Origin of the sequence: Streptacidiphilus anmyonensis (genome assembly GCF_000787855.1) — a bacterium.
Classification (GTDB): domain Bacteria; phylum Actinomycetota; class Actinomycetes; order Streptomycetales; family Streptomycetaceae; genus Streptacidiphilus; species Streptacidiphilus anmyonensis.
Map to the genome: position 1 here is coordinate 94,263 of NZ_BBPQ01000013.1, position 11,431 is coordinate 105,693.

At 73.2% G+C, this 11,431-nt stretch carries 11 protein-coding genes; 6 read left to right on the forward strand and 5 right to left on the reverse strand.

All coding sequences use genetic code 11. The features are described 5' to 3' along the window. Nucleotides 1-181: 181 nt before the first annotated feature. On the forward strand, nt 182-1,903 hold the full coding sequence (locus TR50_RS15340) for an ABC transporter substrate-binding protein (protein ID WP_042420836.1): 1,722 nt from the start codon (nt 182-184) through the stop codon (nt 1,901-1,903). 82 nt (nt 1,904-1,985) lie between these two features. On the opposite strand, the gene TR50_RS15345 is transcribed toward TR50_RS15340, so the two are convergent. Then, the gene (locus TR50_RS15345) at nt 1,986-2,918 is read right to left on the reverse strand and encodes a spermidine synthase (protein ID WP_169790430.1); all 933 of its coding nucleotides are present in this window, start codon (nt 2,916-2,918) and stop codon (nt 1,986-1,988) included. Nucleotides 2,919-3,011: 93 nt separating this feature from the next. Further along, nucleotides 3,012-3,329 (reverse strand): hypothetical protein, encoded by a 318-nt coding sequence (locus tag TR50_RS15350; RefSeq protein ID WP_052441023.1) that lies wholly within the window; start codon nt 3,327-3,329, stop codon nt 3,012-3,014. Between the two features lie 497 nt (nt 3,330-3,826). Here TR50_RS15350 and TR50_RS15355 point away from each other — a divergent pair, with 497 nt between their 5' ends. After that, nucleotides 3,827-5,242, forward strand: coding sequence for an NsdA family TPR-like regulatory protein (locus TR50_RS15355; protein ID WP_152648409.1), 1,416 nt, complete (start codon nt 3,827-3,829; stop codon nt 5,240-5,242). Between the two features lie 157 nt (nt 5,243-5,399). Here TR50_RS15355 and TR50_RS15360 read toward each other — a convergent pair whose 3' ends face one another. Then, a complete protein-coding gene (locus TR50_RS15360; RefSeq protein WP_369405741.1) occupies nt 5,400-6,545 on the reverse strand; it encodes an ROK family protein in 1,146 nt (381 codons plus the stop codon). 56 nt (nt 6,546-6,601) lie between these two features. Between TR50_RS15360 and TR50_RS15365 the strand changes: the two genes are divergently transcribed. After that, the gene (locus TR50_RS15365; protein WP_042420840.1) at nt 6,602-7,720 is read left to right on the forward strand and encodes a Gfo/Idh/MocA family oxidoreductase; all 1,119 of its coding nucleotides are present in this window, start codon (nt 6,602-6,604) and stop codon (nt 7,718-7,720) included. After that, nucleotides 7,717-8,175, forward strand: a complete 459-nt coding sequence (locus TR50_RS15370; protein WP_042420841.1) for a heme-degrading domain-containing protein — start codon at nt 7,717-7,719, stop codon at nt 8,173-8,175. The genes TR50_RS15365 and TR50_RS15370 overlap by 4 nt, the downstream gene beginning before the upstream one ends. A 42-nt stretch (nt 8,176-8,217) precedes the next feature. Here the strand turns inward: TR50_RS15370 and TR50_RS15375 are convergent, their stop codons facing one another. Continuing rightward, the gene (locus TR50_RS15375) at nt 8,218-8,856 is read right to left on the reverse strand and encodes a histidine phosphatase family protein (RefSeq protein WP_042420844.1); all 639 of its coding nucleotides are present in this window, start codon (nt 8,854-8,856) and stop codon (nt 8,218-8,220) included. Nucleotides 8,857-9,070: 214 nt separating this feature from the next. Next, nucleotides 9,071-9,781, reverse strand: a complete 711-nt coding sequence (locus TR50_RS45505) for a TetR/AcrR family transcriptional regulator (protein ID WP_052441014.1) — start codon at nt 9,779-9,781, stop codon at nt 9,071-9,073. Between the two features lie 153 nt (nt 9,782-9,934). On the opposite strand from TR50_RS45505, the gene TR50_RS15385 reads away from it, so the two are divergent. Both TR50_RS15385 and TR50_RS46725 read left to right on the forward strand, forming a co-directional pair. Beyond that, nucleotides 9,935-10,735: a phosphatase PAP2 family protein gene (locus TR50_RS15385; protein WP_052441015.1), complete on the forward strand. Its 801-nt coding sequence runs from the start codon at nt 9,935-9,937 to the stop codon at nt 10,733-10,735. A 254-nt stretch (nt 10,736-10,989) separates the two neighbouring features. Next, a partial coding sequence (locus TR50_RS46725) for a glycine-rich domain-containing protein (RefSeq protein WP_500802665.1) occupies nt 10,990-11,431 on the forward strand: 442 nt, incomplete at its 3' end.

Here is an 11,431-nt window from a genome sequence, read left to right on the forward strand (position 1 = left end):
GTGACGCGGAACCCCGGGCGAGCGCCAACTCGCCCGAGGCGATGTCCGCTTCGACTCAGCGTGACCGTTCGGCACCAGCCGACCGGTCACGGCACCAGCACCGAACCACCCTTCACGGACCTGGACATGGTCGCTCAACACTGGCCGGCGCCCGCCGGTCGGACACAAGGAGCGTACGACAATGAGACGCAGCACCACCATCAAGAGCATGGCCGTCGTGGCCGCCCTGGGACTCGGCCTGACGGCCTGCTCGAGCTCGTCCTCCCCCAAGGCCGGCGGCTCGGGCGGCAAGGGCAACGTCGCCGCTGAGACCCTCTACCTGGAGGACAACACCGGCGCCACCTCGTTCACCGAGGACTTCAACCCCTTCGACGGCAACTCCTTCGGCCGGACGCAGAACACCGACTCGCTGATCTACGAGCCGCTGCTGCAGTACGACACGCTCAACCCGAGCCAGGCGCCCACCCCGTGGCTGGCCGACAAGATCGACTGGTCGGCCGACGGCAAGACCGCCACGATCCACCTGCACGCCGGCGTCAAGTGGTCCGACGGTTCTCCGCTCACCTCCGCGGACGTGGCCTTCACCTACCAGCTGGTGACGGACGACGCCGCCGCGAACACGCAGGGCGTGCCGAAGGCCGCCTCGATCTCCACGCCGGACGCCGACACCGTGGTGCTCAGCTTCGCCTCGCCGGAGATGGCGAGCGCGCAGGCCATCGGCAACCAGCTGATCGTGCCCAAGGCGCAGTGGTCCTCGATCTCCTCCCCCGCCACCGCGGTGATCAAGTCCTCGCAGGCGATAGGCACCGGGCCCTACCTGGTCGACGCCTTCACGGCGCAGAAGGTCACCTACAAGACCAACCCGTCGTACTGGGGCGGGAAGCCCAAGGTGCCCGAGGTCGCAGTGGCCAACTACGCGAGCAACGACGCGGCCACCACCGCGCTCGCCCAGGGGCAGCTCGACCTCGCGGGCAACGACATCAACAACGTGCTCACCTCGTTCGTCGCCAAGGACTCGCAGCACAACCACCTCTTCCAGACCGACGCGCCGTACTTCCCGGCCGGCAACACGGTCGCGCTGCTGCTCAACACCAAGAGCCCGACCGCGCCCGCCCTGGGCGACGTGGCGGTGCGCAAGGCCATCAGCGCGGGCATCGACCGCGCCTCCATGGCCAGCCAGTGCGAGACCGACTACGAGCTGCCGGCGTCCTCGTCGGGTGGCCTGACCCTGCCGCTGGACCAGAGCTCGCTCAACCCGGCCACCGCCAACGACCTCAAGCCGGCCTCGGACGGGACCGCGGTCCAGTCCCTGCTGAGCGCCGACGGCTACACCAAGACCGGCGGCAAGTGGACCAAGGGCGGCAAGACGATCTCCTTCACGATCATCGACCCGAACTCCTTCACGGACTACTGGTGCGACGCCAAGGCCATGCAGCAGACGCTCAACGGCCTCGGCTTCGACGTGAAGATCAACGGCGACATGGACTACAACGGCTGGAACACCGCCATCACCACGGGCAAGTACGACGTGGCACTGCACTGGGGCCAGGGCACGACGGCGTTCCAGCGCCTCCAGTTCATCCTGGACTCCACGCTGACCTCGCCCGTGGGCCAGCCGTCCGCCGGTGACTTCAGCCGCTACCAGAGCAGTGCGGCGGACGCGGCGGTCAAGCAGTTCCAGAACGCGACCACTCCGGCCGACCAGCAGTCGGCGCTCAACGCCCTTCAGCAGGAGCTCTCGACGGACGTTCCGGCGGTCCCGGTGCTGTACGGCGCGGCCTGGTACGAGTTCAGCACGGCCAACTTCACCGGCTGGCCGACGAAGGACAACCCGTACGTCAACCCGTCGCCCCAGGATCAGGCGTACGAGTACATGATCCTGCACCTCACTCCGGTCAAGTGAGGCAGAACGTCAGGTGACGGTACGTCGGGCCGACGAAGGCTGCCTCCTGGCGTCGGCCCGACCGTCGAGGGCGGGGCCACCGTCAGAACCGGAAGAGCGCCGACGGCGGCTCCGGGGAGGCCTCCGCCTCGGCGTCGCGCGCCGGCAGGGCGCCGGCCTGGAAGTCCTCCAGGTCGGCGCCCTGCACGATGCGTCCCAGCACCGGGTCACCGGCCATCGCCCGGCCGAGGTCCGGCAGCGGCAGCGGCGTGGCCGACGCGAGCAGGATGAGGTTGCCGAAACGCTTGCCGCGCAGCACCGCAGGGTCCGCGACCATCGCCACCTCGGGGAAGACCGCGCGCAGCGTCGCCACCTGTCGGCGGGCGAAGGGAAGCCGTCCGCCGTCGGCGATGTTGGCGGCGTAGCGGCCGCCGGGCGCCAGGGCCCGCACGACGGCCTCGGCGAACTCGACGGTGGCGCAGTGCGCGGGCACCCGGGCGCCGCTGAAGACGTCGGCGATCACCAGGTCCGCCCAACCTTCAGGAGTGCGCGTCAGCACCTCGCGGGCGTCGCCGCCGCGCACCCGGATCTGCCATGCGCGCTCCAGCGGCAGTTCGCGGCGCACGAGTTCGGTCAGCAGGGTGTCGATCTCCGCGACCTGCTGGCGGGAGCGCGGACGGGTCGCCGCGATGTAGCGGGGCAGGGTCAGCCCGCCGCCGCCGAGATGGAGCGCGTTCAGCGGGCGGCCCGGAGCGGCGGCGAGATCGGCCACCCGGCCGAGGCGGCGCTGGTACTCGAACATCAGCCGACTCGGGTCGCCGAGATCGACGTGCGACTGCGGCGCGCCGTCCAGCAGCACGGTCCACGCCTGTGGACGGTCCCGGTCGGGCACGAGCTCGGCGGTGCCGGAGGCCACCTGCTCACTGATCGACGCGAGGGCCGCACCCCCGCGCCCGACCCCGCCCCGCCCCGCCGCCGTCGCCGCGGCATCCGCCGTCGTGGCCTCGCTGACCTGGGCCTTCCGCTTTCTCGCCATCGGTCCAGTATCCGCGATCCACGGGAGAACACCTGTCCGTGACGGCCGACGGCGTCGGCAGCCCTGGGCCACCAAAGCAGAGCGGGCCTCGGATCAGAGCGCGTCGCTGGCCGCGAGGGTGCGGGCCGCCTCGCCGAGGGCGGCACGAAGCTCGGCGGGATCGGTCAGCACGGGGCTGGGACCAGGACCGCCTGACGCCGGGGGCAGCAGCCAGTGCGACCCCGCGCCGGGGGCGGGCACGGCCCGGCAGGAACTGCCGGACAACTGCCAGTCGGCGGCCGTGCCGAAGGGGACGAGGAAGGACAGCGTCGCCCCGGCCGCGGAGCCGTTGTCCAGCAGGACGGCTCCGCAGCCGCCGCGCAGGCGCAGGATGTCCACCGTCTCGAGCCCCTGTCGCTCGGGGACGGTCACCACCTCGCACCCCGGCCGCGGGGCGCTCCACCTCGCCCCGCCACGCCGGCCCGCGTCCGCGCGCGGGGCCTGACCCCGCGCCCCCTGGACCCGCCCCGCATCCGCCCGCACCGAATCGGCCCGGACGAAATCCCTCCGCACCGACTCACCCCGCACCGACTCGCCCCGGGCCGAGTCACCCCGGGCCGACTCACCGCATCCTGACTCGCTGTCCGTCGTCCTGACCTGCACGACCGCCTCCTCGCTCGCGTGCCGGGTGCTTGCGCTCTCTGCCCTCTACTAACGCGCGGACGGGGCCCGGGCCACGGCGTCCCAAACCCGCTAGGCGTGGCATTTCATGGCAGACGGCTGCGATCAGGCCCGACTGGTCCGGAAATGTCGGAAAACCCAGCGTGTTCGAATTCTCGCCCAGAGTAATGTCGCTGGTGCAATTCCGTACCAGGGGGTGCCGTATGGCTCACGTCTCTCTCCCTTCGCCCACCTCTACCAACCTGCGGATGCGCGAACGACGCGGAGACCTCTCCCCGCGCGAGTTCGCGGCGTCGGTCCGACGCGCGGCGCGCGAGATCGGGGAGCACGTCTCCTGCGACGCCCGTTACATCGGCCGGATCGAGTCGGGAGAGATCCGGCGCCCCAACTACGCCTACGAGCGCGTCTTCCGCCATATGTTCCCCGGCGCGACCCTGTCCGATCTGGGCTTCACGCCGCGAGGGGAGTCACGGCGTCCGGCCGTGCTCCCGGCGCCACGCGACGAGGAGATCGACGACGTGCAGCGACGCACGTTCCTGGCCGGCGGCCCCTTGGCCGTGGTCACCGCGCTGACCTGGGACACCCCCGCCCAGGCGCAGGGGTCCGCTGCCGCCCGCGCCGGGCGGACGACTCCTTCCGCGGCCGTCCCCGGTACGACTGCCTTCCCGGAGTCGGCGGGTCCGGCCGACCCGGCGGGACCGGTCGGCCTCGCGGGATCCGCGCTGGGCCCCGACCCCGGAACGCTCCCGCCACTGAACGCCCGAGTGGGCCTGCGCGAGGTCCGCGAGGTCGAGTCGGCCGTCCGTCAGATCCGGCTGCTGGACGACGTCCACGGCGCGGACACCCTGTTCGAGCGCGCCGGACACACCCTGCGCACCGCCTATCAGCTGCTCAACTGCGGCACGTACACCGCCCGGGTGGAGCAGCGGCTGCAGGCGTCCGCCGGGGAGCTGGCCATCTCCGTCGGCTGGCTCGCGCACGACTCCGGGCGGCTGGCCGAGGCCCGCTCCCTGTACGCCGAGGCGTTGGCCACGGCCCGAATGGCGGGCGACGCAGCGCTGGAGGCGCACGCCTTCTGCAACACCGCCTTTCTCGCCCGTGACGCCGGCCGCCCACGCGAGGCCGTCCGTGCGGCGCAGGCCGCACGGAGCGCCGCAGCGGGCCTCGGATCGGCCCGCCTGGAGTCCCTGTTGGCCCTGCGCGAGGCCGGCGGGTGGGCGCTGCTGCGGGACCGCGGCTCCTGCGTCAAGGCGCTGGGGGAGGCCCGCACCGCGTTCGAACAGGGCCCCTCGGGCGCGGATCCCGAGTGGATGTCCTTCTTCAACGAGGCGGAACTGGCCGGGCTGACGGCCCAGTGCTGGGCGGCGCTGGGCGAGTTCGAGTCGGCGGCGGGCTGGGCGGAGCGGGCCATAGCGCTTCAGCCGACGCACTTCGTCCGCAACCGCACGCTCTACACGGCGGAGCTGGCCCACGACCAGCTCGGGCACGGCGCGATCGTCGACGCGGCCGTGACAGGCATGTCGGCGGTCTCCCTCCTCGCCCAGGTCCGCTCGACCCGCATCCGCGGCATGGTCTCCGCGACGGCGGAGCGGATGCGGCAGCACCAGAAGGTTCCAGAGGTGTCCGACTTCCTGGAGCAGTACCGTATGGCGCTTGCGAGCTGACGCTCGCTCACCACAAGAGCTGCGCGGCCTGCGGGGTGGGGCTCCCTCGCGGGCCGCGCATCGGACCGGTGCCGGCCCGGCAGGGACCGGCACGGCCCGGCAGGGACCGGCACGGACCGGCACGGACCGGCACGGACCGGCACGGACCGGCACACGACTAGCCGAACAGGCGAGCCAGCACCAGGCCCGCCGCGCCGAGGGCGACGGCGTTGGGGCCGGAGGGGGCGACGGAGACCGTGACGGGTTGCCAGGTCGGGTCCGGGAGGCGGTCTGTGAGAACAGCGCGGATCTCGGCGAGATAGAGCTCGGGTGCGGCCAGGACCTCACGGCCGCCCAGGACGATCTCGTCGAGGTCGAGGAGTCGGACAAGGTTGGCGATCGCCTCGCCGAGCACCCCGGCCGCCTCACGCGGGTTCCGGGCCGCCGCCCACAGCGCCTCGACGCAGCCGGTGTTGCCGCAGCGGCAGCGCGGGCCGCTCGGGTCGAGGGTCTGGTGCCCGAACTCGCCCGCGTTGGTGCGCGCACCGCGCTGCACCGTGCCGCCGAGGACGAGGCCGGCGCCGAGGCCGCGGTCCAGGTGGATGAAGGCACGGTTGGGGGAACCGAGCCCGCTGAGGACGCCGGCCGTGCTGTCCTTCTCGATCAACGCGGGGAGGCCGAGCCGTCCGGCCACCTCGTCGCGGAGCGGCAAGCGGTCCCAGGACGGCGCGCCGGTGACCTGGTGCAGCACCCCTGCGTGCTGGTCCAGCGGGCCCGGGGAGGCGATGCCCACGCCCAGCACGCGCTCGCGCGGCACCGCGCCGAGCAGCCAGGAGACCTGCTCGGTCAGCAGGTCCAGCACGCGGCCCGGCCCCCAGCCGGCGAGATCGATCGGGACCTGGCGATCCGCGACCACGCGTCCGGTCAGGTCGGCGCGGAGCACGGTCAGCGCGTCGCGACCGAGCTGCGCGCCGATGGCCCAACGGGCGTCGGGCACCAGGGCGAGCAGGGTGCGGGGCTTGCCGCCGGTCGAGGCGCCGCGTCCGGCCTCGACCAGCAGGCCGTCGTCGCCGAGCCGCTGCACGATCTTGCTGATCGCCTGAGCGGTGAGCCCGGACGCGCGAGCGAGCTCCACCCGGCTGACTCCGGATCCGGCCGCCCGGACGAGGGCCAGCACGGCTGCCGCGTTGTGGTCCCGCAGCGCGGACAGGTTCGCGCCAGCCAGGTTCGGGCCGGACGGGTTCGCGCCGGACGGCTTCTCGCTGGGCGGATTCGCGGCGGGGAGGGTTGCCCGCTCCGGCGGGGTGGAAGACGGGGAGGACACGAGTCGATTATGCGGGATGCTTGCCACTTAATCCACGCTGTTGTTTAACTGGTCCCATGGCGAACACCACCCCGAACTCCACCCCAGCCGCCGCGCCGGGCGGCGCAGATCCGCTCCGCGTGGGCCTGATCGGCTACGGCCTCGCAGGCGCGGTCTTCCACGCGCCCTTGATCACGACCACTCCCGGTCTGCGCCTGGACGCCGTCGTCACGGCGAACCCGGAGCGCCGGGAGCAGGCAGCGGCTCGGCATCCGCAGGCGCGACTGCTCTCCTCGGCCGAGGAGCTCTGGCCGCTCGGGCTGGACCTGGTGGTGGTCGCCTCGCCGAACCGCACCCACATCCCGCTGGCCACGGCCGCGCTGCGCGCGGGTGTCCCGGTGGTGGTCGACAAGCCGCTGGCCGCGACCGCGGCCGAGGGCGCGGAGCTGGCCCAGCTGGCGGAGTCGCGCGGCCTGCTGCTGAGCGTCTTCCAGAACCGCCGCTGGGACGGGGACTTCCTGACCGTCAGCGAGCTGGTCCGGTCCGGGCGACTGGGGCGCGTGCACCGCTTCGAGTCCCGCTTCGAGCGTTGGCGGCCCAACCTCAAGGGCGGTTGGCGGGAGTTGGGCGACCCGGCCGAGGCGGGCGGCCTGCTCTACGATCTGGGCAGCCACCTGGTCGACCAGGCGCTCACCCTCTTCGGCCCGGCCGTGAGCGTCTACGCCGAACTCGACGTGCGCCGTGAGGGCGCGGCGGCCGACGACGACTCGTTCGTCGCGCTCACCCACGCCGACGGCACCCGCTCCCACCTGTGGATGAGTGCGACGGCAGCGGAACTCGGGCCGCGCTTCCGGGTGCTGGGCAGCGAGGCCGCCTACACCAGCTGGGGGCTCGACGGCCAGGAGGACGCCCTGCGGGCGGGCCGCACGCCCGCCGACGAGGGCTGGGGCGTCACGCCCGCCGACGAGGGCTGGGGCGTCACGCCCGCCGCGATGTTCGGGCAGCTCGGCGCGGTCGACGACTACGTCGCCCACCCGACCCTGCACGGCGCGTACGAGCGCTACTACGCCGAGGTCGAGGCCGCGCTGCGCGGACAGGCGCCGGCGCCGGTGGAGCCGCGTGACGCCGTGGCCGCACTCAAGGTCCTGGAAGCCGCGCGGCGCTCCGCCGCCGAGGGACGGACGGTGAAGCCGTGACCACGACCGCCGAACTGGTCGAGCAGGAGCGCCGCCTGCAGTTCACCCGGTTCACCAATGACGACGCCTGGCGGCTCGGCTGCCTCCTGGTCGATCTGGCCCGGGAGGGGGACCTGCCCGTCGCCATCGACATCCGGCGGGGAGAGCAGCAGCTCTTCCACTTCGCCGCGCCCGGCAGCTGCGCGGACAACGACGCCTGGATCGAGCGCAAGATCGCCGTGGTGCGTCGCTACGGCGCGAGCTCCTACCTCGTCGGCCAGCGCTTCCGGGAGCAGGGCAGCAGCTTCGAGGAGAAGTCGCGCCTCGACCCCGACCGGTACGCGGCGCACGGCGGCGCGTTCCCGGTCGTGGTCGCCGACGTCGGGCTGGTCGGCACGGTCGCCGTCTCCGGGCTGCCGCAGGTGGACGATCACAAGCTGGTGGTCGAGGCGCTGGAGCGCTTTCTGGAGGGGTGACCGACCGGGGCCGGGGGCGGTGAGGGCCGTGAAGCCCGGAGCTCAGACGAGATGCGCGGCGTCGTTCCAGCGTTCGATGGCGCGTTCCGCGTACTCCCAGGTCAGCACGGACAGCGTGGCCGGGCCGAGCTTGAACTGCTGGCCGCCCTCGGGCGGCAGTCCGAGCCAGCGGGCGGTCATGATCCGCAGGAGGTGGCCGTGGGCGAAGACGACCACGTCGCGGTCGGCCTCGTGCATCACCGTCGTGTCCGGGTCGGGCACGCCCGCGCGGGCGTCCAGTTCGGCGAGGAACGCGTCGACGCGGGCGCCGACCTCGGCGAGCTTCTCCCCGCCGGGGACACCGTCGCGCCAGATCAGCCAGCCCGGCTCCCGCTCGGCCCGGATGTCCGGGCCGGTCAGGCCCTCGTAGCCGCCGTAGTCCCACTCCTGCAGCCGATCGTCGGTCCGGAGCCGCGCGCCGAAGCCGGCCAGTTCGGCGGTCTCGCGAGCGCGGGACAGCGGGCTGCTGACGATCTCCGCGTCCGCGAGCCCGTTCCACGGCGCGGCGGCGAGGCGCGCGCCGAGGCGGCGCGCCATGTCGCGCCCCTCGTCGGTCAGCGGCACGTCGGTGCGGCCGGTGTGCCGACCGGTGGCGGACCAGCTGGTCTCACCGTGCCGAACCAGAATGATCCGCGCGGGCATGCGTGCCTCCTCGGGCATCACCGGGGACCGGACACACGCCGCGCTGCGCGCACCCGGTACGCCCCGGAACGGGAAATCTACGAGTCCCTCCATGATCCCGGACTCCACGACAGCCCGCGCACCGGGCCGCATGGCGAGACCCGAGATCCCCGCTCCTCCCCCGCCGTGAGCCCGACCGGCACGGCAGAGGGCGCAGGCAGGGGTGTGGAGGTGGTCAGGCGGGGCCGGAGGCGAGGTGGCGGATGCCGCAGAGGATGAGGTCGAGGCCGTACTCGTACTGCTCCCGGCCGCTCTCCGTGCTGAGCAGCAGCTCCGGGGCGAGATCGGCCAGGGCCGGGAAGCGGTCCCGGGGAAGCGCGGCGATGCGGGAGCGGAAGATCTCGACAGCTTCGGGACGGGCGCAGACCCGGACCTCGCGCAGGGCGGAGCCGATGGTGAAGCGCGAGAGCGTGCCGTAGGCCCGTGCCGCGTCCTCGGGCCCGAGGCCGCCCTCGAGCAGCAGGCTGAGCATGCGGTCCATCGCGGAGGTCGCGGCGTCGAGGAAGTCGTCGCTCGCCGTGGACTCCGCCAGGAGCCGCAGGACGGCCGGGCGGCCGATGAAGAGCTCGTGGACGGCGATGCACGCCGAACGGAGGCGCTGGTCCCAGCTGCCCTCGGTGCTCGGCGGGGTGTAGGTCGCCAGAACGCGGTCCCGCGCGGCGCGGAACAGCTCGTCCTTGCCGCGGAAGTAGGTGTACAGCGCCATCGTTCCGACCCCGAGATCCTCGGCGAGGGCACGCATCGAGAAGGCGTCCAGGCCCTTCTCGTCCAGGAGGCGCAGCGCGTGATCGAGGATCAGGTCGGGGTTGAGCGATCCCCGGGGCGCGCGCGACCGACGGGCCGGCCTGGGCGGCACGGCGGTGGCGGTCGACTGCTCGGAGGGCACATCAGGAGCGTACACAGGCCTGGTAAGCGCCACCTTGCATGCTCCCTGGGTATCGGACGGGGCGGCTGTCGAGGGGACTAACGTACAGCGTACGGTAGTGTGTACGTTCCTGTTCCGCCCTTCGGAACAGTCCAGACCCGCGCGGAGCACGTCATGTCCCCATCTGCCACCACCACCGGCCCCGCCCCCGCGCACACGGCGGGGGCCGGCGCGCAGGACGCGCCCCGGGCGTGGGGGCGGGGCGGCTGGCTGCGGGAGCTGCTGCTGGTGGCGGTCGTGTACTTCGCCTACGACGGCAGTCGGCTGCTGGTGCGCGGCGGCGTGCAGCGAGCCCAACGGGACGCGACGCACCTGCTCGACGTCGAACGGTGGCTGCACCTGGACCCGGAGCGCTGGCTGAACGCGGACTTCACCAGCCACCGTTGGCTCGGCATACCGGCGGACTTCGCCTACGCCTCGCTGCACTACGTGGTCACGCCCGCGGTTCTGGTCTGGCTCTGGCGCCACCACCGCGCGGCCTACCGCCGGGCCCGGACCTGGCTCGCGCTCTCGACCGTCATGGCCCTTCTCGGCTTCGTGCTCTTCCCGGCCGCGCCGCCGCGCCTGCTGCCCGCGGGCTCCGGCTTCACCGACACCATGGCCCAGCACTCCGCGATCGGCTGGTGGGGCGGCGACGCGAGCACGCCGAAGGGGCTGGCGTCGATGACGAACGAGTTCGCGGCGATGCCCAGCCTGCACGTGGGGTGGGCCCTGTGGTGCGGCCTGATGCTGCTGACCTACGCCGGCGACCGCACGGTGCGCACGCTGGGCGCCCTCTACCCGGTGATCATCGCGCTGGTCGTGATGGGCACGGGCAACCACTACCTGCTGGACGTTCTGGCCGGTGCGGGCGTGGTCGCCGTCGGCCGCGCGCTCACCGGGCCGGTGCTCCGCCTGGCGCGGCCCCGCCCGTAACGATTTCCGGGACCGACCCGGGCGAAGGCCCCGCCAGGGGCCGGCGGTGTGAACCGGCGGTGTGTCAGACGGGTCAGAGGGGGCGGCTCCGGTCGCGTGACCGACAGTGACAGAGGGCGATTCCTCGCCGAGAGACCCTCTTCCGTCTTCTGGAGTTGATCGTGACGTTCTCACTGTCGGATGCCGTCGGCCGACCAAGCTCAGCGCGCGGGCATCGCCCGGGTCCGGCCGGGCGTCGGAGCCGGGTGCTGGCCGTGGCGGCCGGCGTGCTCTGCGCCGCCGTCGCGCCGGTGGCGCTGTCCGGGACCGCCCACGCGCAGGGCACCTGCACGGTGTCCGGCCCCACCACCACCTGCACCTTCGCCTCCACCGGCGCCGAGCAGACGTTCACCGTGCCCAGCGGCGTCACGCAGGTCGACGTCACGGCGATCGGCGGCGGCGGCGGTGTGGAGAGCAACGGCGTGGGCGGCGGTCGGGGCGCCCAGGTGTCCGGCACGCTCACCGGGCTGTCCGGCGGGCAGATCCTCTACGTCGAGGTCGGCGGCGCCGCCACCGGCGGCTCGTGCGGCCCTTCCGCCCAGTGCGTCGGCGGCTTCAACGGCGGCGGCAGCACCCACTTCGGCGGCGGCGGTGGCGGAGCATCCGACGTCCGCACCCTGCCGGACACCACCCCACTGACCACCACCGACTCCCGCC

Excerpts from the sequence above, each read along its gene's own strand:
- TR50_RS15340 (WP_042420836.1), top strand. The coding sequence starts at position 182 with ATGAGACGCAGCACCACCATCAAGAGCATGGCCGTCGTGGCCGCCCTG.
- TR50_RS15345 (WP_169790430.1), bottom strand. The coding sequence starts at position 2,918 with ATGGCGAGAAAGCGGAAGGCCCAGGTCAGCGAGGCCACGACGGCGGAT.
- TR50_RS15355 (WP_152648409.1), top strand. The coding sequence starts at position 3,827 with ATGCGCGAACGACGCGGAGACCTCTCCCCGCGCGAGTTCGCGGCGTCG.
- TR50_RS15365 (WP_042420840.1), top strand. The coding sequence starts at position 6,602 with ATGGCGAACACCACCCCGAACTCCACCCCAGCCGCCGCGCCGGGCGGC.
- TR50_RS15375 (WP_042420844.1), bottom strand. The coding sequence starts at position 8,856 with ATGCCCGCGCGGATCATTCTGGTTCGGCACGGTGAGACCAGCTGGTCC.
- TR50_RS15385 (WP_052441015.1), top strand. The coding sequence starts at position 9,935 with ATGTCCCCATCTGCCACCACCACCGGCCCCGCCCCCGCGCACACGGCG.